21 protein-coding genes are annotated in these 23,820 nt (G+C 66.2%); 9 read left to right on the top strand and 12 right to left on the bottom strand.

Annotated features, from left to right (window positions below; genetic code table 11):
- Nucleotides 1–9: 9 nt before the first annotated feature.
- On the bottom strand, nt 10–2,085 hold the full coding sequence (gene mutL / locus MUK72_RS08010; RefSeq protein WP_244705301.1) for a DNA mismatch repair endonuclease MutL: 2,076 nt from the start codon (nt 2,083–2,085) through the stop codon (nt 10–12).
- A 191-nt stretch (nt 2,086–2,276) separates the two neighbouring features.
- On the opposite strand from mutL, the gene MUK72_RS08005 reads away from it, so the two are divergent.
- The 5 genes from MUK72_RS08005 to thiD all read left to right on the top strand — a co-directional run bounded on the left by MUK72_RS08005 (nt 2,277) and on the right by thiD (nt 6,389).
- Entirely contained in the window at nt 2,277–2,474 is a 198-nt protein-coding gene (locus tag MUK72_RS08005; RefSeq protein ID WP_004052885.1) for a DUF7535 family protein, read from the top strand.
- 200 nt (nt 2,475–2,674) lie between these two features.
- Nucleotides 2,675–3,355 (top strand): thiaminase II, encoded by a 681-nt coding sequence (tenA, locus tag MUK72_RS08000; RefSeq protein WP_244698596.1) that lies wholly within the window; start codon nt 2,675–2,677, stop codon nt 3,353–3,355.
- Nucleotides 3,356–4,906 carry a sodium:solute symporter family transporter gene (locus tag MUK72_RS07995; RefSeq protein ID WP_244698594.1) on the top strand — a complete coding sequence of 517 codons (1,551 nt, stop codon included), beginning with the start codon at nt 3,356–3,358 and terminating at the stop codon, nt 4,904–4,906.
- The gene (locus MUK72_RS07990) at nt 4,903–5,049 is read left to right on the top strand and encodes a hypothetical protein (RefSeq protein WP_244698591.1); all 147 of its coding nucleotides are present in this window, start codon (nt 4,903–4,905) and stop codon (nt 5,047–5,049) included. Before MUK72_RS07995 ends, MUK72_RS07990 begins: the two co-directional genes overlap by 4 nt.
- A complete protein-coding gene (gene thiD, locus MUK72_RS07985) occupies nt 5,046–6,389 on the top strand; it encodes a bifunctional hydroxymethylpyrimidine kinase/phosphomethylpyrimidine kinase (protein ID WP_244698588.1) in 1,344 nt (447 codons plus the stop codon). The genes MUK72_RS07990 and thiD overlap by 4 nt, the downstream gene beginning before the upstream one ends.
- 89 nt (nt 6,390–6,478) lie before the next feature.
- Here thiD and MUK72_RS07980 read toward each other — a convergent pair whose 3' ends face one another.
- From MUK72_RS07980 to MUK72_RS07965, 4 genes are all read right to left on the bottom strand, one after another.
- Nucleotides 6,479–6,817 carry a hypothetical protein gene (locus MUK72_RS07980; protein WP_244698585.1) on the bottom strand — a complete coding sequence of 113 codons (339 nt, stop codon included), beginning with the start codon at nt 6,815–6,817 and terminating at the stop codon, nt 6,479–6,481.
- The gene (locus MUK72_RS07975; protein WP_244698582.1) at nt 6,814–9,189 is read right to left on the bottom strand and encodes a penicillin acylase family protein; all 2,376 of its coding nucleotides are present in this window, start codon (nt 9,187–9,189) and stop codon (nt 6,814–6,816) included. The genes MUK72_RS07980 and MUK72_RS07975 overlap by 4 nt, the downstream gene beginning before the upstream one ends.
- A 49-nt stretch (nt 9,190–9,238) precedes the next feature.
- Nucleotides 9,239–9,730 carry a CBS domain-containing protein gene (locus tag MUK72_RS07970; RefSeq protein ID WP_244698578.1) on the bottom strand — a complete coding sequence of 164 codons (492 nt, stop codon included), beginning with the start codon at nt 9,728–9,730 and terminating at the stop codon, nt 9,239–9,241.
- Between the two features lie 79 nt (nt 9,731–9,809).
- Complete coding sequence (locus MUK72_RS07965; RefSeq protein WP_244698570.1) at nt 9,810–12,035, bottom strand: heavy metal translocating P-type ATPase; 2,226 nt, start codon at nt 12,033–12,035, stop codon at nt 9,810–9,812.
- A 236-nt stretch (nt 12,036–12,271) separates the two neighbouring features.
- Between MUK72_RS07965 and MUK72_RS07960 the strand changes: the two genes are divergently transcribed.
- On the top strand, nt 12,272–13,078 hold the full coding sequence (locus MUK72_RS07960) for a DUF7388 family protein (RefSeq protein ID WP_244698566.1): 807 nt from the start codon (nt 12,272–12,274) through the stop codon (nt 13,076–13,078).
- A 413-nt stretch (nt 13,079–13,491) separates the two neighbouring features.
- On the opposite strand, the gene MUK72_RS07955 is transcribed toward MUK72_RS07960, so the two are convergent.
- Nucleotides 13,492–14,547, bottom strand: coding sequence for an AI-2E family transporter (locus MUK72_RS07955; protein ID WP_244698563.1), 1,056 nt, complete (start codon nt 14,545–14,547; stop codon nt 13,492–13,494).
- A gap of 363 nt (nt 14,548–14,910) precedes the next feature.
- Here MUK72_RS07955 and MUK72_RS07950 point away from each other — a divergent pair, with 363 nt between their 5' ends.
- Nucleotides 14,911–16,125, top strand: coding sequence for a cytochrome P450 (locus tag MUK72_RS07950; protein ID WP_244698554.1), 1,215 nt, complete (start codon nt 14,911–14,913; stop codon nt 16,123–16,125).
- Nucleotides 16,126–16,230: 105 nt separating this feature from the next.
- On the opposite strand, the gene MUK72_RS07945 is transcribed toward MUK72_RS07950, so the two are convergent.
- Both MUK72_RS07945 and MUK72_RS07940 read right to left on the bottom strand, forming a co-directional pair.
- The gene (locus MUK72_RS07945; protein WP_244698552.1) at nt 16,231–16,653 is read right to left on the bottom strand and encodes a DUF7346 family protein; all 423 of its coding nucleotides are present in this window, start codon (nt 16,651–16,653) and stop codon (nt 16,231–16,233) included.
- A 24-nt stretch (nt 16,654–16,677) separates the two neighbouring features.
- Nucleotides 16,678–17,025: a DUF7322 domain-containing protein gene (locus MUK72_RS07940; RefSeq protein WP_244698549.1), complete on the bottom strand. Its 348-nt coding sequence runs from the start codon at nt 17,023–17,025 to the stop codon at nt 16,678–16,680.
- A gap of 91 nt (nt 17,026–17,116) precedes the next feature.
- Between MUK72_RS07940 and MUK72_RS07935 the strand changes: the two genes are divergently transcribed.
- Nucleotides 17,117–19,849, top strand: a complete 2,733-nt coding sequence (locus MUK72_RS07935) for a DNA-directed DNA polymerase (RefSeq protein ID WP_244698546.1) — start codon at nt 17,117–17,119, stop codon at nt 19,847–19,849.
- A gap of 305 nt (nt 19,850–20,154) precedes the next feature.
- On the opposite strand, the gene MUK72_RS07930 is transcribed toward MUK72_RS07935, so the two are convergent.
- The 3 genes from MUK72_RS07930 to MUK72_RS07920 form a co-directional block, all read right to left on the bottom strand.
- Entirely contained in the window at nt 20,155–20,637 is a 483-nt protein-coding gene (locus tag MUK72_RS07930) for an acyltransferase (protein WP_244698543.1), read from the bottom strand.
- Entirely contained in the window at nt 20,637–21,932 is a 1,296-nt protein-coding gene (gene purD, locus MUK72_RS07925; protein ID WP_244698539.1) for a phosphoribosylamine--glycine ligase, read from the bottom strand. Before purD ends, MUK72_RS07930 begins: the two co-directional genes overlap by 1 nt.
- Nucleotides 21,933–22,030: 98 nt before the next feature.
- The gene (locus MUK72_RS07920; protein WP_244698538.1) at nt 22,031–22,846 is read right to left on the bottom strand and encodes an aldo/keto reductase; all 816 of its coding nucleotides are present in this window, start codon (nt 22,844–22,846) and stop codon (nt 22,031–22,033) included.
- Nucleotides 22,847–22,948: 102 nt separating this feature from the next.
- On the opposite strand from MUK72_RS07920, the gene MUK72_RS07915 reads away from it, so the two are divergent.
- On the top strand, nt 22,949–23,236 hold the full coding sequence (locus tag MUK72_RS07915; RefSeq protein WP_244698534.1) for a hypothetical protein: 288 nt from the start codon (nt 22,949–22,951) through the stop codon (nt 23,234–23,236).
- Between the two features lie 28 nt (nt 23,237–23,264).
- Here the strand turns inward: MUK72_RS07915 and MUK72_RS07910 are convergent, their stop codons facing one another.
- Nucleotides 23,265–23,759: a hypothetical protein gene (locus MUK72_RS07910; protein WP_244698531.1), complete on the bottom strand. Its 495-nt coding sequence runs from the start codon at nt 23,757–23,759 to the stop codon at nt 23,265–23,267.
- Nucleotides 23,760–23,820: the final 61 nt, after the last annotated feature.

Below are 23,820 nucleotides of genomic sequence, written 5' to 3'. Positions count from 1 at the left end.
CGACGATCGCTATGGGTCGTGGCTCGCCCGCCGGCCCGCGTGACCGGGATAGTCACGCTCGAAGCGCTCGTCGAGCGCGCGCTCGCTCAGTTCGATGACGACCGGGCGGCCGTGTGGGCAGGCATAGGGGTTCTCGCAGGCGTCGAGCGCGCGTAGCAACTCCGTCACCGATCCTTCCGACAGCGACGTGTTGGCGGTGATCGACGGGTAGCAGGCGAGATCCGCCAGCAGCGCGTCGCTGACCTTCGTGATCGTCTCGTCGGGATCGCGCTCGTCGACGAACGCCGACAGGGCGTCCCGCAGCAGTTCGGGATCGGCCGCGCCCGCGAGCACCGCCGGCACCGCCGCCACCTCGACCGTCTTTCCGTCGCTCGGGCTGGCCCGAAAGCCGAGCGCCGAGAGCGCCTCGGTGAACTCCTCGAACAGCGCACTCTCGGCGGCCGTCAGCTCGATCGTGACCGGCTCGGCGAGCTCCTGGATGTTCGTCTCGCCGGCGACCCGCTCGCGCAGTCGTTCGTAGTTGACCCGCTCGTGGGCCGCGTGCTGATCGACGAGCACGAGCCCGTCCGGCGACTCGCAGACGAAATACGTGTCGTGGAGCTGGCCGAGCACACGCAGGCGCGGGAGCCGTTCGAAATCCGGTTCGTCGGCGACCGTCTCACCGTCGAGCGTCGCCTGCGCGGGCGTCTCGATGAATTTTCGCCCTTCGGTTCCCGCTTCGTTCGCCGCACCGTCCGTCGTCCGTTCCGGCGATTCGGACCGCTCGACAGATTCCGAAGTCTCTCCCGATTCCGTTGGTTCGGTTGGCTCCGCCTGCTGCTCGCCGACCAGTTCGTCGTCGCTCGATGCTGGCTCTGCCGTGGAGGTCGATCCGATTGGTTCAGCTGCCGATACGGGGTCGGCTGGTTCCGTTTCGTCGGCCGTCGTTCCGTCCTCTCGTGCGTCGTTCACCTCTTGGTCGGTCGTCTCCTGAGTGGTCGTCCGCTGCTCGCTCGCCCCGTCGTCGGTCGAATGCGGGTCGATGGCCGTCTGCTCGGGGGCCGACCGGCCGCGTGGCGCGCCCGAGCGCACGAGACCCGCCTCCAGCAGTGCGTTCTCGACGGTCGTCTCGACCTGGTCGCGCACCGTCTCCTCGTCGGCGAACCTGATCTCCTGCTTTCGGGGGTGGACGTTCACGTCGACCGTGTTCGGCGGGACCGAGAGGAAGACGACCGCGAAGGGGTAGCGGTCGGTTGCGAGCTGGCCGCCGTAGGCATCGACGATCGCGTCGCGGACGGCCCCCGCGCGGACGTACCGACCGTTGACGAACACCGTACACTGCTGTGGGCTCGCACGCGTCGTCTCGGGATGGCTGACGACGCCGTCGATGGCATCGAGCGGGCCTTCCTTACCGAGATCGCCATCGAGCGGGATCATCGCCTCGGCGACCTCGCGGCCGTAGACCGCCAGCACCGTGCTTTCGAGGCTTCCCTGGCCGGTCGTCGAGAACACCTCGCTGTCGTCGTGCGAGAGCGTGAGCGAGCGGTCGGGGTTCGAGAGCGCGTAGCCCGTCGCCACGCGACTGACGTGGCCGAACTCGGTCCGATCCTGCTTCAGATATTTCCGTCGTGCCGGGACATTGTCGAACAGATCAGCGACCTCGACGGTCGTGCCGACGGGACAGCCGGCCGGCTCGATGCTTTCGATCTCACCGCCGACCATCGTCAGTTCGGTGCCCCGATCGGCCCCGCGAGCCTTCGTGCGGATCGTAAGCCGCGAGACCGCGCCGATCGCCGCGAGCGCCTCGCCCCGGAACCCCAGGCTCTCGACGCCCGCTTCGAGATCCTCGATGTCGCCGATCTTGCTCGTCGTGTGTTTCTCGACGGCCGTCTCGACGGCGGACTCGCTCATCCCGGTGCCGTCGTCGGTCACGCGCACGCCGTCCTTGCCGCCGCGCTCGACGGCGATGCGCACGCGCGAGGCGTCCGCATCGAGACTGTTCTCGACGAGCTCCTTCACCACCGAGGCGGGCCGCTCGACCACCTCGCCGGCGGCGATGCGCTCGATCGTCGACTGGTCGAGCCGGTGGATCTCCCCGTCGATCATGCTGTAGTTCGTGCTCGGCGACGGTGTGCTCCGTGGCGACACGCTCGTCGCTGGCCGATCGTCGAAGAGAGATATCCGCCGCTCGGTTCGATGCTCATTATCTCTCCGGAGGGCACAGAAACGCATCAATCCACCGCTGTCGACGGGTCGGGTGCTACAGCTTTATTAGCGTCGTCCACGTCTATATATACATGAGTCAGAGTAGTACCGAGGACGACGACGGCGAACTTCCGGGAGCGACGCCGACGGTCACGGCCGATGCCGGAGTGCAGCCGAACGGCGAGATGAACGTCGTCGGTCTCGTGATCTTCGCGGGGATGCTCGTAGTGATGCTGCCGCTGTTGCCCCTGGCCGCGCTCGGCTGGGTTGCGATGAAACTCTTCGGCTGATTTACAGCGGCGATTCCTCACGGCGCAGCGACCGACCAGCGCGCGCTCTCGCGATGCAGTCGTGATCGGATACCATCGCTCTATCGCCGATTCAAGCGTCTCTCGGTCCCTGTTCCGAAAGAGACGTTCGCGTCGTTCCTCGATATATAATCCAGTTTTATTCTGTAGTTATATCAGTTAGGGAGCATAGCGTTTCCCTGATGAGTTTCAGCGACCATCTCGTCGAGACCGAATCGGAACTGTGGACCGCCCAGAAGAACCACCCGTTCATCCGCGAGCTGGCCGACGGCACCCTCGACGAAGCGGCGTTCCGGACGTGGGTCGAGCAGGACTACCGCTATCTCCACGATTACGCACAGACCTTCGCTGTTCTCGGGACGAAAGCGCGCGAGGAGGAGACGATGGCGCATTGCTTCGCGGTCGCCGGCAACATCGTCGACGAGGAGATGGATCTCCACCGGGAGTTCGCCGCCGACTACGGGCTCACGCCCCAGGATCTCGCGAGCGTCGAGAAGATTCCCACCTGCGTCGCCTACACGAATTACCTGCTGCGGACGGCCACCGAGCGCCCGCTCGGTGTCGGCGCGGCCGCGATCTACCCCTGCGGGCGTGGCTATCTCGACATCGCCGAGCACATGGCCGAGCGCTCCGACGGCGACCACCGCTACACGCCGTTCATCGAGAAATACACCAGCGACGAGTTCCGCGAGTCGGTGGCGTGGATGACCGAACTGGTCGATCGCTGTGCCGAGCGCCACCCGTCGCTCCGCGACGAGATGGCAACCGCCTTCCGGCGCTGCACGCAGCTCGAACACGCCTTCTGGGAGATGGCCTACACCGAGGAAGCCTGGCCGCACGAACGCCGGCAGGAGGTCGTCTGAGTGGTCACGACCGCGCTCGCGCTCGGGGTCACGGTCGCGGTGCTCGCGGCCATGACCGCGCTCGGGGTCGCCCACTCGCGCACGCGCATGCTCTCGGTCGAGGACTACATCAGCGCGCGCAATTCGGCGGATACGGGAACGACGGCAGCCACGCTGATTGCCTCCGGCATGGGTGCCTGGATCCTGTTCAGCCCTGCCGAGGCCGGCGCGGGCTTTGGCGGACTCGCGGCGGTCGGTGGCTACGCCATCGGCAGCGCCGTTCCGTTACTTCTGTTCATCTCGGTCGGCGTTCGCCTGCGTGAGTATCTCCCACAGGGCCACTCGCTGACCGAGTACGTCTACGGGCGCTACGGCGCGTGGATGTACGGCTACGCCCTCCTGATCGCGGTCTTCTACATGTTCATCTCGCTCGCGGCGGGGATGACGGCCGCCGCCGACGCGCTCGCGTTCGTCGCCGACGTGCCGCCCTGGATCACCGCGACCATCATCGGCGGCTTCGTGCTCGTCTACACCGGCTACGGCGGGCTCGTGGCGAGCATCTTCACCGACACGGTCCAGACGCTCGTCATCCTGCCGCTGCTCACGCTCAGTTTCGCGGCGGTCGTCGTCGGGCTCGGCGGCACCGGTGCCATCCACCAGGCCATCGCGAGCGCGAACCCACACCTGCTCGATCTCGGCTTCGTCCCTGGCCTTGCCTTCGGCGGCTACGTCGTCATCGCCATCACCGGCTCCAGCGTGTTCAATCAGGGCCGCTGGCAGCGCGTCTTTGCCGCCGCCGACGATACGTCGCTCCGGCGCGGGTTCGCCATCGCGGCGGTCGTCACCGTCCCGATGATCCTGCTGGCGGGGCTGCTCGGCGTCTCGGCCGCCGGGCTCGGGCTGATGGGCGATGCGGGCCCGAGCGTCGCGCTGTTCGTCGCCATCGCCGCGGCGCTACCCGAGTGGGCGACGCTCGGGGTCGTCGTGCTCGTCGTGTTGCTCGTGACGAGTACGACCGACACGCTGTTCAACGGGATCGCGAGCATCGTCACCGCCGACCTCTCACGCGTGCTCGACGATCCCGACGAGCGAACGCTCCAGTACGCCGCCCGCGCGCTGACGGTCGTCGTCGCGATCGCGGCCATCGCGGTCGGCGCACAGGGCTACTCGGTTCTCGAACTGTTCTTGCTCGCCGACCTCCTCGGCGCGGCGACGTTCATTCCATTTCTGCACGGCCTCTACTCCGGCCGAGCGACCGAGCGCGGCGTCCTGCTCGCCAGCGTCGCCGGCCTGCTCGTCGGACTCGCTTATTTCCCGACGTTCCACGGCGCGCTGGTCGCGCTGCCGATTATCGGACCGCTGCTGCCCGGTGGCTCGTTCATCCACTCCTTCGCGGGCGCGGCGGGCGTCTCCGCCCTGCTCTCGCTGCTCGCGGCGCGACTGTCCGATGGCCGGTTCGATCTCGATAGCCTCGCGGTCGAGGTCCACTCGCTCGACGACGCAGCCGGTCCCGTGACCGACGGCGGACGGCCGACGAACGACGGGACGGGGTCCGAGGGGGCGGAGCGATGATCCTCAGCGGGCTCGCGTTCGCAGTGCTTGTCTGGGGTAGCCTGGCGGCGGTCGCCATCGTCTTCGCCTTCCTCCTCGTGATGCTCGCCCGCGGAGCGCGGGCCGAAACGGATTCGGCGGCGGGAGCCGAGGTGCAGCCATGACCGAGCGTGACGTCGCGCTGACGGTTGCGGGGTCGGACAGCGGCGGCGGTGCCGGCATCCAGGCCGACCTGAAGACGATCGAGGCACACGGTGTCTTCGGGACGAGCGCCCTGACGAGCGTCACCGCCCAGAACACGTGCGGTGTCGAGGCGATCGAGGACATCCCGACCGAGACCATCGCGGCGCAGATCAGCGCCGTCACGGACGATTTCGCCGTCAGCGCGGCGAAGACGGGCATGCTCAGTTCGGCGGCCATCATCGAAACGGTCGCCGATAGCTTAGCGGAGCACGAATTCCCGCTCGTCGTCGACCCCGTGATGGTCGCCCAGAGCGGTGATCGCCTGCTCGCCGCGGAGGCCGAGACGGTGCTCAAGGAACAGTTGCTCCCACAGGCGACGCTCGTGACGCCCAATCTACCGGAGGCGGCGGTACTCACCGGCATGGAGATCGAGGACGAGGAGGACATGCGCGCGGCCGCCACCGAGATCGCCGCCGATGGCCCCGACGCGGTGCTCGTGACCGGCGGCCACCTCCACGAGGACGAACTCGTCGACGTGCTCGCCACCGACGGCGAGACCCACACGTTCCGCAAGGCGCGCCGGGACACCGACGACACCCATGGCAGCGGCTGTACGATCTCGGCGTCGATCGCCGCCGAACTCGCCGGCGGGGCGACGATGCCGGCGGCCGTCGAGCACGCCGAGCGGTTCATCGACCGCGCCGTGCGCTACGGCCTCGCCGTCGGCAGCGGCGACGGACCGGTCAACCATCTCGCCGGGCTGTACGACGATGCCGCCCGTGCCGACGCGCTCGACGACGTACGGGCGCTCGTCGAAACGCTCGAACGAAGCGGGATCGACGCGCTCGTTCCCGAGATCGGACTGAACGTCGCCGTCGCCATGCCGTACGCGATGGACGCCGACGACGTGGCCGCCGTCGATGGGCGACTCCACCGGACCGCCGACGGCGTGGCGGCCGCGGGCTGTCCCCGACTCGGTGTGTCGGATCACGTCGCCCAGTCGTTGCTCGCTGCCCGCGAACACGATCACTCGGTCGTCGCGGCTGCGACCGTCCGCCTCGACGACACGGTGGCTGAAGCCGTCACCGACCAGTTCGATGCAGTCGAAGTCGAGCGAACTCGATCCGACGGCGACACGACCGACGAATCAGGAAGCGAATCGGCGGCGTGGGCGATCGAGCGGGCGATGGGCAATCGGGAAACGGTCCCCGACGCGGTGTTCGATCGCGGTGCGGTCGGCGAGGAAGCGATCTGTCGGCTGTTCGCAGCCTCGCTGGCCGTTCTGGAGGAGCGACTGCTGGCGCTCGACGACGTGATCTGATTTTTCACGAGCAGGCATCGATCGTTCGAGTCAGCGACCGTTCGTGATTCGCAGGATGGTTCCGAGTCGTTGTGGAGAATCCTCGATCGCTACACGAGCCAGCGCGAAAGCGCTCCGAGGGCCGCCGTCGCGACCGGGATGACGGCGCTCACGGCGGTGATCTGCCCCATCGCCAGGTAGGCATCGAAATCGCCGCTCACGGCCAGCGAGAGCGCGAAGACGACCCAGACGAGCACGCCGAACCCGAACCCGGCGAGCAGCGCCCGCCGACGATCGGCAGCCACCGCACCGCAGAGCACACCACCCACGAACAGGCCGGTCCAGTGGAGCGCGCTCGCGGCGAGTCCGGTCACGATGGCCACGACCATCGCCAACCACCGGATGCGCTCGTCGGCGACCGCCGCCCACACGCGACGCGTGGCGCTCATTCGTCCCCTCGCTCGAAGGTGTAGGTCGGGGTTCCGCGGAGCTCCCGTGACATGGATTTGTACTCGCCGTCGGCCCACAACCGGAGCTGGTCGTCGTAGTGTGGCGAGAAGTAACTCCCCGAGTTGCCGCCGGGAAGGATCGCTTGGGAGTTGCCGGCCATCGGTACGACCATCCGCCAGCTGCTGCCGGTGGGGTTCTCGACGGCGTAGTTGTTCACCGTCGCGCGCGAGCCGTCGGTCGGTTCGGCGGGATAGCCGAGGAACTCGAGACCCAGCGGGTGGTCCATCGCGCCGGTGGTGTTGTAGTCGCCGTATCGCTCCTCGCCCTCGTCCTCGATCGTCGCGACGGCTTCCCGGAGTGCCTCGACCATCACCACCGCTCGCGAATCCGCGCCGAACCACCGGCTCTCCCGATCGAGATGCTGGAGCACCCAGTCGGCCGGGTAGTACGATTCGTCCAGTCCGGCAGCGCGGAACTCCGGGCCGAACGTCGCCTCGCGGTACTGCTCGAACCAGCGGACGAACACGAGCGCCGCGAGCGAGTCGCGCTCCATCCGGTGATTCCAGGAGTCGAGCGCGTCGACGTACCGATCCAGCCCGTCGGTGTCGTTTGCGTCGCGTGCGGCTGCGACGAGCGGCGGGACGAGTGCTTGCGCCCGGAGATCGAGCGTGTCGCGTTGCATTCGCTTCACGAACGCGCGGTCGATCGGTTTGTCCGACGTCGCTCGCCGATCGAGCAGATCGTAGATCCGGATGCCGCGGTAGGGATCGGAGTAGGCCTCGGCGATGTAATGTGCCGGATTATCGACGATGCGCTGGTTCGCCGTCCCGATGTAGTCGGGGTTGACGACGCCCGGTTTCTCGTCGAACGGGATGAACCCCTCCCAGGAGGAGCGCCCGTAGGGAGTGAACCCCTGCCACTCGCCTTCGCCCGCGGAGCCATCGAAGATCCGTGCCCCCGAGACCTCCTCGCCGCCCACGGTACGGATCGGGATCTTCCCGGTGACGGAGTAGAGCGTGTTGCCGTCGCGATCGGCGTAGACCAAGTTCTGTGTCGGCGTGTCGAATTTTTCCGTCGATTTCAGCATGTCGTCGAGCCCGTCGCTGTGGCTGTACTCGTAGATCGCCTGTGGCGTGCGTTCCGCCGACAGCCCCGTCCAGGCGACGCCGACGCGACTGCCCTCGCGCTCGATGACCGGCCCGTGGACGGTCTTCTTCACGGTCACCGTCCGGTTCTCGCCGCCGCTGACCGGGAGTTCGCGGCGCTCGGTGTCGAACTCGCGCCACCCGTTTTTGTATCGATATTTACCGTCCCGCGTGTCGTACCGATAGAAATCGATCACGTCCGCGCCGGTGTTGGTAAAGCCCCACGCGCCGGCGTCGTTCTCGCCGATGACGACGAACGGGACGCCGGGGAAAGTCACGCCGCGCACGCTCACGTCGTCGGTCCGGAGGTTCATCTCGTACCACACAGGGGGACTCATCAGGCTCAGATGCGGGTCGTTCGCCACGATCGGCAGGCCGCTTTTCGTCTGCTCGCCCGAGACGACCCAGCTGTTCGAGCCGATCCCCGCTGGAGACTCGTAGCTGCTCAGCCAATCGACGAGTCCCGGATCGACGGCGTGTTTTCCTGACACCGATCGGCCCGCCGATCCGTTCGACGACGATCCTGCCGCGCGCTGCCCGCGGATGATCGGCGAATCGTGGTCGAAACGGTCGGGGTAGAGTTGGCGGGCCGCCGCCTTCCCCAATCGGTCGGCGACGAGCGCCTTTCTGAGCGTTCTGAAACTCCCCGTGAGCGTCCAGGCGATCTGTTTCTGGAGCAACATCGTATCAACCGGTTTCCAGGGGTCCGGCTGGTAGTCGAGCAGCGAGAACTCGATCGCCGAAGGATCGTCGGTCAGCACCGCGTTGACGCCCTCGGCGTAGGTCTCGCCGAGTGCTCCTGCTTCGGTGTCCTCGAGCAGTGCGACGTTCGCCTGCGCCGCGCCGTCGAAGTCCATCTTCGTGTGGAATATGTCGGAGTCGAGCGTCGCGTCGCCGACGACTTCCGAGAGCCGCCCGCGCATCTGCCGGCGCTGGAGATCCATCTGGAAGGCGCGATCGCGTGCCTGCGCGTAGCCGACCGCAAAGTAGAGCGCGTCCTCGTTGTCGGCGTCGATGTGGGGTGTTCCGTAGTCGTCGTAGCGTACCGTGGCGCTCCCATGGGGGCTCTCGACGGTCTCCGTTTCGCGCTCGGTCGATTCCCAGGCCGAGCCCGTGAGCGGCGCGAACCGTTCGAGATAGCCACGCACTGGCGAGAGCGCACCGACCGCGCCGCCGCCCGCCAGGATCGCCCCGACGAGCGCGCGGCGCGTGAGATCGCGTGCCATATTCGACCGTGGGTGGCCCGTGATATAAAACCACGAGCGCCCGGGCGGACTACTCGCGCTCGCGATCGAGCGTCCGCAAGAGGTCCTCGCGAGTGATGATGCCGACGATCTCCTCGTCGTCGATCACCGGTACGCGATTGATGTCGCGCTCCGCGTCGGCCAGCACCGAGAGCACTTCATCAAGGCTGACGTCGGGCTCGACGGTGACGACGTCTGCGGTCATCACGCTGCTGATCGGTTTGCCGGCGTGTTTCGCGAGATCGAGGTTGACGTCGAGATCGTCCCACGAGAAATCGAAGGCGTAGTCGATCGGCTCGATGAACGGTGGGAAGCCGATCGGGATCCAGAGCGTGCGGTCGCTCGGCTGGAACAGGTCGACGAGATCGCCCTGTGTGACGATCCCGACCAGCTGGCCGTCGTCGACGACCGGGAACCCGTTGAATTCGGCCCGTGAGAGCCGCGTCAGCACGGTGCTGATCTCCTCGTCCGGGCCGACGCTCTCGACCTCGCTCGTCATGATGTCACGCGCGCGAAGGGACATACTGGAACGCCTCGCGGCGCGATGGTAGCTCTTGCGGTGTCGCTCCCACCGATGCCACCTGACCCGGCGTTCCCGACGGTCAGGAGTTGTCTCCCGCCAACGAACGGCGGCTATTGAGGACGACGAGCAGCGTGCCGACGACGAGCAACGCGGACGCGACAACAGGAGTGACGACGCCCGCGACCGCCAGCATCATCCCGACGACCGGAACAGAGAGCGCGAGCGCGAGGTTCTCGACGAGCCGCCGGCGCGTCCCGCGGGCAATGGCGAGACAGTTGACGAACGAGTCGAGATCGTCGCTCGTCAACAGCGCATCGGCGGCCGTGGCGGTGAAGTCGCTGCCAGCCAGCATCGCAACGCCGACATCGGCCGCCGCGAGCGCCGGCGCGTCGTTGGTACCGTCGCCGACCATCGCCACCGTCCCCGCCTCCCCGAGCTCCTGGACGATCTCCTCCTTTGCCTCGGGTGCCACGTCGGCGAACACCTCGTCGATGGCCGATTCCTCGAACCGGGCGGCGACCTGCGGATCGTCGCCCGTGATGCAGACGACACGCCGGCCGTCGGCCGTGAGGCGCTCGACGGCCTCCATCCAGTTCTCTCGTGGTGCGTCCGCGAGCGCGACGACGCCCGTCGCCGCACCGTCCCAGCCGACGACCGCCGGGAGTTCGCCCGCCGCACGGATCTCAGCAACCCGTGATCGTACCGTTTCGGGGATTTCCCAACCGAGCTCGTCGAACAGCGCCGGGTTGCCGACTGCCGTCCGCGATCCCTCGACGGTGGCGCTGACGCCGTAGCGATGGTGCTCGAACTCGCCGACGTCCTCGGTCGGTGTCGCTTGCTCGCCGATGGCTGCCGCGATCGGATGGCCCGAGCGCGACTCGACGGTGGCCGCACGCGCGAGGAATTCCTCCCGATCGTCGAGCGCCGTGACGCCGGTCACGCGTAGTTCGCCGGTCGTGAGCGTTCCGGTCTTGTCGAATGCGACGATATCGACGTCGGTGATCCGTTCGAGCAGCGTCCGATCGAGGACGGCCATCCCGTGATCGGCCGCCGTCGCGAGACCGCGCCCGAGCGCGAGCGGGCCGGCCAGCATCAGCGCCACCGGGCAGGCGACGACGAGCACCGACAGCCCCGTCAACAACGCCGTATCGAGCGTCGCACCGGCGAGCAGCCAGCCCGCGAACGTCACGACGGCGAGCGCACAGATCAGCGGGACGTACCGTCTGGCGATCCGGCTCGTGAGCCGGGCGGCGTTCGTCCGCGTCGCCCGCAGATCCCAGACGAGCGCGCGGAGTCGATCGAGCAGGCTGGTCGCGCCGTCGTCCACTCGAATCTCGAAGGCACCGTCGATCGCGATCGAGCCGCCGACCACGCTGTCGCCGGGAATCTTCCGCTGTGGGCGCGCCTCGCCGGTGACGAGCGCCTCGTCGACCGCCCCACGACCGTCGATCACCCGGCCGTCGAGTGGGACATGTTCGCCAGGCTTGACCAGCAGCGTGTCGCCGGCCTCGCAGTCGTCGACTGGGAGCGTCTCGGTATCACCGTCGGCGAGTCGCGTCGCACGTGATTGCGAGCCGTCGAGTCGCTCGGCGAGGTCGGCGATGGTGCGCTGCTCGTCGGCGGCGCGCACGTAGTTGGCGATCGTCGCCACGACGACGATCGTCATCGCGACGTCGAACGAGAGGTAGGCCTTGTCGAAGAACGCGAGCGAAAGCACCGAATACACGTACGTGGCGAGCGCCGACAGCGCGATCAGCACGTCGAGGGTGAGTCGGCGCTCGCGGAGGCTGATATATGCCGAGCGAAAGATCGGGAACCCAACGCCGAAGACGGTGATCGTCGTGAACAGGACGACCGGGCCGTACAGCCCGACAACGATGGCGTTGGCGTCGAGATACGCGTCGGGATAGAAGCCGAGATAGACCGGATAGAAGAAAACCAGATAGAGCATGTAGACCGGCGCGACGACGATGATCGCGAAGGCCGTCCTGACGCGGTCGAACGCGAGCGCGCTACGGTCCTCGTCGGTCGCGTCCGGCGAGGGGGCCGATGCCCGGTAGCCCCACCGCGAGAGTCCGTCGGCGATGGCGTCGGTGTCGACCCGATTGGGATCGTAGGTCACGCGGACCGACTCGGCGCTGTAGCTCGCCGCCGCGTCGCGAACGCCGTCGATGTCGGTCGCGAGCGTTTCGAGAAACGACTCGCAGGCGCGAGTGTGCATTCCGCGCAGCGAGAAATACGCCGTCTCGGCGGCCGCTGTGTCGGTTGTCGTGCGCGAGTCGTGGGTGGTAGGGTCGGCGTGCATGGTGTCCTGTGCTCGCCGGTCGGTTGCCGTTCGTCGAACCGTGACGCGAGCGCTTCGCCGTCGGATTCAATGAGCACCACGGTTCGCCCGGAGCGATCTCGGCGGGAACACGCCATCCGAACCGACGGGGTTTTGAGCCTCGATCGACCGAGAGCCGGTATGGTCGCACAGACGATGGATCGTGTTCCGCGATAGTCGCTGCAACCCTGTTCTTCGATCCCGGCTGGTGATCGCCCGTGAGTGATCTCGGCGAATTCGCGAGCGGGTTCGACGCCGTCGCACTCAAGCCGACCGAGATCGATGTCGAATCGGTCGATCTCGCCGACGTCGAACGTGCAGTCATCGACTACGAGGGTCGCGAACACCTCCCGGAGCCAGCACTGCTCGCCGACCGCGCCCGCGAGACAGCGCTGTCGGTCACGACGCCGGTCCGTGCCGACGGGTTCGACCCGCTCGGCGACGACGGCCTCTCGGCATCGCTTCCCGAAGCCGTCGGTCGCGTGCTCGTCGCGGGCAACCCAGCCTATCTCACCGAAACGGAGCGAACGCGCGCCATCGCTCCGCGGATCGGCGCGGCCCGCGAGCGCGCACCGGCAGCCTGGGTCGGTACCGAGGGGATCGGGCGGGTCGCGCTCGCAGCCGGCGGCACCCAGTTCGAACTGCTCGCGCCGACGACCGTCCGCGAGGTGCGCGCGCTCCGCGCGGCGGGGTTCGACGACGGGATCGCCGTCTACACCCCCGTCGTGCGCAGCGCCGACGAGGACGTTCTTCTGGACGCGCTCGGCGACTATGTCGCCCGTCGGGGTTCGGTCGCCGCCGCCCTCGACGATGCGCGCGGGGATGTCGCGACCGTCGCCGACGGGATGCGAACCGATGCGGGAGCGACGGGCGAACCCCGTTCGGTACTGCTCTCGGCGATCGAGCGGTTCGCGCTCGTCGGCACCGACGATGTGATCGACGAACGCGTCGACGAACTCCGATCGGCCGGCGTCGACACGCTCGTCGGCTATCCGGCGCGCGGTCCCGCGGCGATCGAGCGCTGATCGACAGCGCTCGGCGATATCGACGTACTGGGAAGCGACCGCTTCGATCAGGATGACCTGCGCGAGGAGACGAACGTCGCCTGAGGACGCCGCGAAACGCCCCATGTGAACCGTTTCTTCTTCGATGTGGCTCGTGCTACTGTTCGGCGATAGGATCTCCGCAGTTCGACGGCGGCCGCCGGGGACACGGGGGCGCGGTGATGCCAGAGACACGCGCTGCGGAGGCCCATGAACTATCCGTCCTCCGCTGTGCCGTGTTCCCGCTCGGATGCAGACAGCCATCCGTCAAAGAGGTGGGCCATGACGACTCAAGGTGGTATATACTCGGGTCGTATTCGTCGGTTCATGCGTGGCGGTTATCGAACCGTGTTCGACCCGGTGTGAGGCGAATATCGGAACGCTCCAACAGACGATCAGCTAGCGCGCCGCCCTCCATCGCCCGGACCTGCCGGTGCGCGCTCGCGGGCGAACAGCTCGACGACCACCTTGAGGATCCCGAGAACGACGGGGCCGAAGAACACGCCGAGAAAGCCGAAGACGAACAGTCCACCGGCGATGCCGAGGACGAACAGACCGGGGTTGAGACCCGCCTCGCGGCCGCCGATGACCGGTCTGAGGTAGTTGTCGGAGAGGCTCACAACCGTGGCTCCGTAGACGAACAGCACCACGGCGGCGACGGGACGACCGATGATCAGCAGATAGGCCGCCGCCGGTGCCCAGACGATGAACGCGCCGATGAGCGGCAGTAGTCCGAGCACCACCGTGACGACCGTCCAGAAGACGGCACTCGGGAAATCGAGGACTACCAGCCCGATGCCGGTGAGCACGCCCTGGACGACCGCCACCGCGACGTTGCCGACGATCACGGCCCACACGAGCTGATCGACGCGCTCGACGAGCTCCGACCAGGCGGCATCGGACAGCGGGGAGACACCGCGCAGCCAGCGCATCGAGGCCGAGCCGTCGACGAGCAGGTAATACGTGAGAAAGAGCAACACCGTCAGACCGAGGGCGACGTCCGAGAGCCCGCCGAAGACCTTCATCACGCCGCCGAACAGCGCCGATCCCCCGCTGCCCTCGACCACGTTGACGAGCTCGTTCGGATTGAACTCGCCGAGCAATCGACTCACGTCGACGGCGACGCCGAACTGCTCGCCGATGAACTGCTCGACGGTGTCGACCCCGAGGTTGCCGGAACGGATGGCCCGGTAGACCTGCAACGCCTGCCGCGCGGCGATCGTGATCACCGTTCCGAGTGGGATCAGAACCACGAGCGCCGTCGCAACGATGAGCGAGCCCGAGGCGATCCGCGAGCCGATCCGCGGAGCGAGGCGTCTCTGAAGCGGATAGAGCACGTAACCGAGCAGTAGCGCGAGCAGGACGTATTGGGCGAGCGGGAGAACCACCAGCAACGAGAGTGCCGCGAAGACGACGATGGCCGCGGCGAGCACCCCTCGATCGAGTTCCATGCCGATGATCCTCGCGGCTGCCACTAAACTATGGGCGGTTACTCCCCCGGTGCGACGGTCGTGTTTCGATCCGGTCGTGATGGCATCGATCGGTTCATTTCGTTATATATCGCCGGACGGACCATCGGTTCAGATAGAATTAGAATGATTCAATCGTGAATCGGACTGACTTCGGATAGTGTGAGCAAAACAACCGAGTGGGAAGTCGTATGATCATACCTGCATGGACCGGCGTTTTGTGGGAAACACGTTATCGAATTACGAAGATTGGCTGCTGTTGCAATCAAATTCATCCATCTCCAAGTATGACAGCATCTATTTATTAACGAAAAACACTATACGACTGTTCGATGAACACGTGGTATGGCAACGTCAGGCATGTCAGGACCGGTGGCGCAGCCGGAGGCGCTCTCGACGCGGGACGCACGCCTCGATCCGTTCCCGTGGTATCGGGAGATGCACGAGGAGTCGCCGATCCGCTACGACGAGGATCGCGAGTGTTGGGACGTGTTTCGATACGACGACGTTCACGACGTGCTCCACGACCCGGAAACGTTCTCCTCGGAGCGACCGTTGACGGCGCAAGGCGAGGGCGAAACCGACGGCATGGCGCTCGAAACCATGCTCAACACCGACCCACCTCGCCACGACGAACTCCGAAAAGTCGTCGACGATCCGTTCAAACCCGGCGCGGTGAAACATCTCGCCCCGCACATCCGCGACATCACCAACGAGTACATCGATGCCGTCGTCGATGACGGCGAACTGGACGTCGTCGCGGATCTCGCCACGCCGCTCCCGGTCACCGTGATCGCCGAACTCATCGGCGTCCCGGCGGACGACCGCGAGCAGTTCAAACAGTGGTCCGACACCATCGTCGAAGGGCCGGAGGCGGCCACAGTGAGCGCGGAGACCGTCAAAGAGGCGCAGCTACAGGCCCAAGCCGAGATGGCGACGTATTTCACGGAACTGATCGAACGGCGTCGGGAAGACCCGCGCGACGATCTCATCAGTGACGTCATCCACGCCGAAGTCGAGGGCACCACGCTCTCGGAGGGCGAAACGCTCGGTTTTCTCGCATTGCTGTTGATCGCCGGCAATATCACGACGACGAACCTGATCACGAACGCGATTCGGTGTTTCGCAACGCTCCCCGATGGGATCGAGTCGGTTCGCGACATCGCCTCGCTCGAACTCGCCGTCGAAGAAGTGCTACGGTACCAATCGCCGATTCAAGCGGTTTCACGCGTCGCGACGACCGACACGCAGCTCGGCGGGCATTCCGTCGAGGCGGGCGACAGAGTGGTCGTATGGAACGGCGCAGCGAACCACGATGGCGACAAATTCGACGATCCCGGCACGTTCGTTCCGGATAGATCACCGAATCAGCATCTCGCCTTCGGCAGCGGCGTTCACTTCTGTCTCGGGGCACATCTGGCACGCCTCGAAGCCAGAGTCGCCCTCTCGACGCTGTTCGACCGCTTCGAGACGATGCAGCTCGCCGAGACGGAGCTCCAACCCGTCGAGAGCACGTTCCTCTACGGTGTCCAGCGACTGCCGGTTCAGTTCAGTACCTGACCGTTCCGTGTCGGCGTCGTCTTCTGGAGGTAGTCGACGGGTATCCAGAGTGATCGTCTAGCCGGCCTCGATCGACGATCGTGTCGAACTCACAGACGACAGTCCTCACTCCTCGCGGAGTGTGGCAAGCGCCGTGCTCGCGTCGGCGGTCGTCCGATAGCCGCGCTCGCCGGCGACCTCACAGGGTTCGATCAGTTCGGCTGCTCGGAACTCCCCGCAGAGACCGTGGAGATCGCTCTCACAGAGATCGTACGCCAAGAGATCGCGGACCGCGACCGGCCCCCGAGCATCGATTTCGCGGAGCAGTCCGAGCGCACGATTGTTGGGTACGGCGCTCATCAGTCGGCGAGTCGGTTCCGGGATCGCGCTGGCGGCCGTGTCGAGCGCTGATTCCTCGGGGAGAGCTTCGAGGCGTTCGGTGGCGAGGCTGCGTTCCTCGCCGGTCGCGGGATCGCGCACACGACTGGATTCGCCGGAACGACGGACGAGGAGATAGCGGTCGCCGTCATCGGTACGAACGGTCTGCATGTCGCCGTTTGGAACCGCGTCCCGTTAGCGGTTCTGATGGGCTCGGTAGCGGCGATAGCCCGAGAGCAGCGCCACGACCCCGAGGGCGATCGCGGTCGCACCGAGTTGCCACTGGCCCCGAAAGACGCCGACCATGAGGCCGAGTGAGACCGCGAACAGCCCGATGTTGACCGCGACGACCGCACCCCAGAACGCTCGCGCCAGCCCCGGCGGCACGTCGGTGTCGCCGATCTCGGGGATCGAGACCGATGGGATGTTCTCCGTCGCGTCGGGAACCGAAACCGACGGGATATCGGGGCTGTATTCGGCTTCGGGGTCCGGCTCGTCCGGTTCGAACCGGTCGATCGAGCCGTCGACGGGATCGTCGGACACGATATGGTGTTCTGTCGCGTCGCGAACAACCGTGTTTCGGTTCGTCGCGGACGACCGCCGGTGTTTTTACCGGCGGTGGCGAATGGCGGTCATGACCGGGACCGACGCCACACAGCAGGCGACGCTTGGGGACAGCGCCGCCGACGAGACGGCGGCCGCAGGGTCGGCGGCAGCGGCGGCGCGGACGGTCGCCGGCGACGGCGGCGACGGAGCCGAACTCGTCGATCCGAGCGCCCGTCGCTACCCCGACCCCGAGGGAACGCTCGACCTCGCCGTCACGCAGGTCGACTACACCATCGAGGGATCGGGCAAACGGGAGACACCGATCATCCACGTCTTCGGCCGAACCGAAGAAGGCGAGGCCGAGCACGTCCGCGTCCACGGCTTTCGCCCGTACTTCTACGCGCCGACGGCGAACCTGACAGACGGGCTTGATCACGACCGCATCACCGGATCGGAAGCGACCGACGAGAACGGCGAGCCCTACGAGAGCATCCGAGGCGAGAAACTCACCAAGGTGTTCGGCCAGACGCCCCGCGACGTCGGCCAGATCCGCGACCGGTTCGATCACTACGAGGCGGACATCCTCTTCCCGAACCGCTTTCTCATCGACAAGGACATCGGCGGCGGCGTTCGCGTACCTGTCCGCCGCGCGAGCGACGACGCACTCGTCGTTCCCCACGAGGAGGTCGAAGCGACCGAGATGGAGGCCGACGCGCGCGTCTGTACCTTCGACATCGAGGTCGACGACCGCTCGGGTTTCCCCGAGGACGGCGAAGAGACGATCATCTGTCTGTCGAGTCACGACTCGCGCACCGACGAGTACATCGTCTGGCTCTACGAGGCCAGCGACGGGATCGGCCCCGACGAACTCGACGGGTACGAGGGGATCGAAGACGAGATCGACGCCATCGTCAACCGCTACGGGAGCGAGGAGGCGATGCTCGCCGCGTTTCTGGACTACATCGACGACACCGATCCCGATATTCTGACTGGCTGGAACTTCACCGATTTCGACGCGCCCTATCTCCTCGATCGGCTGGAGGTACTCGGCGGGGCCGACTGCGAGAGTCACGATCTCGATCCGAACCGACTCTCGCGGGTGAACGAGGTCTGGCGCTCTGACTGGCAGGGACCCGACATCAAGGGCCGAGTCGTCTTCGACCTGCTCTACGCCTACCAGCGCACACAGTTCTCCGAGCTCGACTCCTACCGACTCGATGCCGTCGGCGAGGTCGAGCTCGGCGTCGGCAAGGAGCGGTATGCGGGCTCGATCGGCGATCTCTGGGAGGAGAACCCCGAACGGCTGCTCGAATACAACCTTCGCGACGTCGAGCTCTGCGTCGAGATCGACCGCCAGCAGGACGTGATCCCCTTCTGGCAGGAGGTCGCTTCATTCGTGGGCTGCAAGCTCGAAGACGCCACGACGCCGGGTGACACGGTCGACATGTACGTCCTCCACGAGGCCCACGGGAAGTTCGCGCTCCCGTCGAAGGGCCAGCAGGAGGCGGAGGACTACGAGGGTGGCGCGGTGTTCGAGCCCATTACGGGAGTTCGAGAAATGGTGGCGGTGCTCGACCTCAAGAGTCTCTATCCGATGTGTATGGTCACGACGAACGCGAGCCCGGAGACGAAAGTCGATCCCGAGAACTACGACGGCGAGACGTATCACGCGCCTAACGGCACGCACTTCCGAAAGAAGCCCGACGGTATCATCCGGGAGATGGTCGACGAGCTGCTCGCCGAGCGCGACGAGAAGAAGGCCCGACGAGCCGACCACAGCCCGGGCAGCGGGGCCTACGAGCGCTTCGACCGTCAGCAGTCAGCCGTTAAGGTCATCATGAACTCCCTCTACGGGGTGCTCGGCTGGGAACGGTTCCGCCTCTACGACCGCGAGATGGGCGCGGCCGTGACCGCGACCGGGCGTGAGGTCATCGAACACACCGAAAACGCTGCAAACAAACTGAATTATCAAGTTGCTTATGGTGACACTGACAGCGTCATGCTCGAACTCGGCGGCGACGTCGCCAAAGAATCGGCGATCGAGCAGGCCGGCACCATCGAGTCGCACATCAACGACTCCTACGACGCCTTCGCCAGCGAGCAGTTGGGAGCCGACGACCATCGCTTCGAGATCGAGTTCGAGAAGCTCTACCGACGGTTCTTCCAAGCGGGCAAGAAGAAACGCTACGCTGGCCACATCGTCTGGAAGGAAGGCCAGGACGTCGACGACGTCGACATCACGGGCTTCGAGTACAAGCGCTCGGATATCGCCCCGATCACCAAGAACGTCCAGCACGAGGTGATCGATCGCATCGTCCACGGTGAGGACCTCGACGACGTCAAACGCTACGTCCGTGAGGTCATCGAACGGTTCGCGGACGGCGACGTGGATATCGACGAGGTCGGCGTTCCCGGCGGGATCGGCAAACGGCTCGGCAACTACGACACCGACACCGCACAGGTCCGCGGCGCGAAATACGCGAACCTCCTCTTGGGCACGAACTTCCAGCGCGGCAGCAAACCCAAACGGCTCTATCTCGACCGCGTCGACGACCGCTTCTTCCAACGCATCGAATCCAACCAGCCGGAGATCGCCGAGGACGACCTCTACCGCGAGTTCAAGCGCGACGTGAGCAACGGCGACGGCGTCATCTGCTTCGAGTACGCCGACCAAATTCCCGAGGAGTTCGCCATCGACTGGCCGAAAATGCTCGACAAGACGCTCAAAGGCCCGATCGCGCGCGTGCTCGAAGCGCTCGATATCTCCTGGGATGAGGTCAAATCCGGCCAGACACAGACCGGGCTCGGGAGCTTCACCTGAACCTTTTTACTGCGGGGGGATCGCGCCCTGCGGGCGCTCAACCCCTTGCAAAAAGGTTCATCAAAAACTCCCGCTCGTTCCCTCCGGTCACTCGCGGCGAACCGTGCTCACTCCGTTCGCGCGGATACGATCGCTCACACCGCAACTGCACCGCCTCCGCCGAAGCCCTCGGCCGCTTCGCGGCCTCGCCCTTCATCCACCAGGAGAGCAGGCTCTCCTGAGCCTGCGGTCGCAGAGCGACCGCAGACACCAGGCACCGCCCCACTACCAAAAACGTGGTCGCGGACCGCAGCCGTAATCGCTTCCTACTGCTCGGTTGCTGGCACGCCCGCCACCGTCGCGCCCGCTGGAACGTCCTCGGCCACGAGCGAGTTCGCAGCCACGCGCGCGTCGGCACCGATCTCGACACCCGGCAGGACGATCGCCCCCGCGCCGACCATCGCGCGCTCGCCGATGACGACCTCTCCTGTTCGGTACTCGTCTTGGAGGAACTCGTGACAGAGCAGGGTCGCATCGTAGCCCACGATGGCGTCCTCGCGGAGGGTGATCAGCTCCGGCCAGAAAACGTCGGGTGTGGCTTCGAGCCCCCACGAGACACCACGTTCGACCGTGACGCCGATGCGTCGAAGCGCCCAGTTCTTGACGCGCAGCGATGGCGCGATGCGAGCGACGAGCACGAAAACGTAGTTGTGCATGATCCGCAACGTGCTCTTCGCGTCGGGCCAGTGCCACAGCGAGTTCCGCTGTCCCGGCGTCGAATGGACCGTGAGCCGGTCGTGACGGCCCATCAGCCCTCGTGGCCACGCAGCTCGGCCATGTGCTCGATGCGGGATTCGACGAGGTTGGCCGTGCCGATATCCTCACGCACCCGCAGCCCGTCCGTGTCGGCCGCGTCGAGCGCATCGGCCGCGATCTCCTCGGCCTCCTCGATATTCTCGGCGATCCCGACGACCGCGAACGCCCGCGAGGTGGTCGTGTAGATGCCATCCTCACGCTCGTCGACGCTCGCGTAGAACAACAGTGGGTTACCCGCGCTCTCGGAATCGATCCCGACTTTCGCACCCGCGTCAGGGTCTTCGGGATAGCCTGCGGGCACGGCGTACTTACAGACGGTCGCCCGCTCGTCGAAGGCGAGCTCGGGGAGGTCGCCGTCACGGGCCGCCGTGAGAACGTCGAGGAAGTCGGTGTCGAGGAGCGGCAGGGTGTTCATCGCCTCGGGATCGCCGAAGCGCGCGTTGAACTCGACGACTGTCGGTCCCTCTGCCGTGAGCATGAACTGGCCGTAGAGCACGCCCGTGTAGTCGTCGAGGGCGTCTACCGTCTCCTCGATGATCGACACGGCCGCGTCGTAGTCCGCCTCGGTCATGAACGGGAGTTCGCGTGTGGCGGCGCTGTAACTTCCCATTCCACCAGTATTCGGTCCCTCGTCGCCCTCGTAGGCACGCTTGTGGTCCTGGACGGCCGGCGTCGTGCGCACCTCGCCGTCGGCAACGAACGCCTGCACGGTGAACTCCTCGCCGACGAGGCGCTCTTCGAGCACGACGCGATCGTACTTCGATTCCCGGAGGTACTCCTTCGCCTCTTCAGGAGTGAGCTGCTCGCCGATGACGCGCACGCCCTTGCCGCCGGTGAGGCCGGCGGGTTTCACCACCAGATCGCCGTCGCTGTCGTCGATATGTTCGCAGGCCCGTTCCGTATCGTCGAACGTCGCAAAGTCCGGGCAGCCGGGGATGTCGTGCTCGCGCATGAACCGCCGCTGGTAGGCCTTGTCGGTCTCGATGCGTGCCGCGTCGGCCCGCGGACCGAACGGAAAGACCCCATTTTCGGCGAGCGCGTCGGCGACACCCGCCTGAAGCGGAGCCTCGGGGCCGACGACCGCGAGCGTCGCGTCGACTTCCTCGGCGTAGGCGACGACGGCCTGCGGAGTCGTCGTGTCGAGAGTCTCGAACCCCGCCGCGAGGGCGGCGATCCCCGGGTTCCGGGTGCCCGCACAGCCGTAGAGCTCCGCGTCGCTGTCGGCGAGGGCGCGCGCGATGGCGTGTTCGCGACCGCCGCCACCGACGAGAAGCACGGTCTCGTGCATGTGCAGTGGGCCGGCGCGGGCGACCTAAGCGTTGTCCTTCACGGACTGGTTCGGATCGCGGGACGGGGATGAGTTGGTCGAGTGGACAGCAGAACGATTCAGAGACCGATCGTCGCTGCGAGCTGCTCGTCGATCCCGCCGCCGATCTCGAAGAGACGTCTCATCTCCTCGTCGGAGAGCTCGAAATCGAAGACATCGGCGTTCCGCTCGATGTGGTCTGGATTCGACGACCGCGGGATCGTCGAAACCATCGGCTGCTGGAGCAGCCACCGGAGCGCGACCTGTCGGACCGTCTTCCCGTGTGTCCCGGCAATGGCTGCGAGTTCCTCGTCTTCGAGCGCCGAGCCGAGCTTGAGCGGACTGTAGGCGGTGAGCAGCACGTCTTCGTCGATGCAGAACGGGAGGAGATCGGGCTGATGGCTGGTGAGACTGTACTCGACCTGATTGGTGAGGATCGGTGCCGTCGAGTGCTCGATGGCGTTCCGTGTCTCCTCGACCGAGAAGTTCGAGACGCCGATATGGCGGACGGCTCCGTCTGCGACGAGTTCGTTCATCGCGTCGAGCGTCTCCTCGTGAGGGACGTTCTGCTCCGGCGAGTGGATGAGCAACAGATCGACGTACTCCATGTCGAGCCGGTCGAGGCTGGCGTGTGTCGAGTCGATGACCGCCTCGTGGGCGCGGTTGTCCCGTGTCAGTTTCGTCGTCACGAACAGCTCCTCGCGCGCGACGTCCGACTCGTCGACCGCCGCCCCGACCGCCGACTCGCTGTCGTACATCTGTGCGGTGTCGATATGGCGATAGCCGGCCGCGAGCGCCGCCTCGACGGCGCGTTGGCGCTCCTCGTCGGTGTCCATGCCGGCGGTGCCGAAGCCGAGCGCGGGAACGTCCACACCGTCGACCGTGACGTGTCTCATACACCGGCATGGATGGCCACGGTCAAACGACTGTCGGGGACAAAACAGGGAAACTGAAGGGGGTTCCCCGTCGTTTATACCGCTTGCCCGAGAGCCATCAGTATGGCAGACGTGACCATCGACATGAGCGACCGATCGCTCGAAGAGGCCGCCGCACGACTCGACGAGACGGATGCGGGGGATGCCGGCGGCCCGCTGACCGTCGCGCTCGAAAACCTGGATCCGCGCGAGGCGGTCGGGTTCGTCGAGGGCGCGCTCGATGCGGGCTACGCGGTCTCAGTCACCGGGATCGAGACGGACGTCTCGCGTCACGGCTCGGTCATCGAGATGGTCCAGAACGACGCCGAGGTCGTCCACATCGATCGACTGACCGCCGACCTCGACGCCTGAGATCGTTACGGTTCACCGCTAGGGGAAGCTACTCGGTCGAATCGTCGTGTGCGCTCTGTATCGACTGGTTTTGTAGCGCGGCGGCCGTGTTCTGGATCGAACGCATCGTGCTCGCCGTCGCCATCACCGAGTTCATCAGCGCCTGCTGGCTCGCGCCGTCGGGATAGAGACGGTCTTCGAGGAGGATCGAGTGAACGCGGGGGAACTCGCAGGGGTCGCCCTCGTCGTCGAGAAAGGTGTAAAAGCCCGGTGCGCCGGCGAGAACCGGGTTCAGGCCCAACAGGAGCTCCTGGCGGCGCTCCGCGTTCTCGACGAGCGCCGCGACGCGATCGGTATCGAAGGTACACTCGCCGACGATGCGCAGCGGCCCCCAGGTCTCCTCCTTGATCACGTGCAGGGGCAGTCGCGACAGCTGGAGCTGGAGGTTGTACTCGGCTCCGTCGCCGGATTCGCTCTCGACGCCCTGAACGACCGTCTCGTCGAGCCACGCCTCGGTCTGCTCGCGGCTGAGATGGGTCGCCATCTCGGATGGTGGGCTCGCGCTCGGCAAGAACCTGCTGCCGGCGAGGGCGGGCGATGGTGTT

Origin of the sequence: Halococcus dombrowskii, from assembly GCF_022870485.1 — an archaeon.
In the GTDB taxonomy this organism is placed as follows: Archaea; Halobacteriota; Halobacteria; order Halobacteriales; family Halococcaceae; genus Halococcus; species Halococcus morrhuae.
The sequence above is the reverse complement of the archived record's forward strand: the minus strand, read 5'-3'. Positions and strand labels throughout refer to the sequence as shown.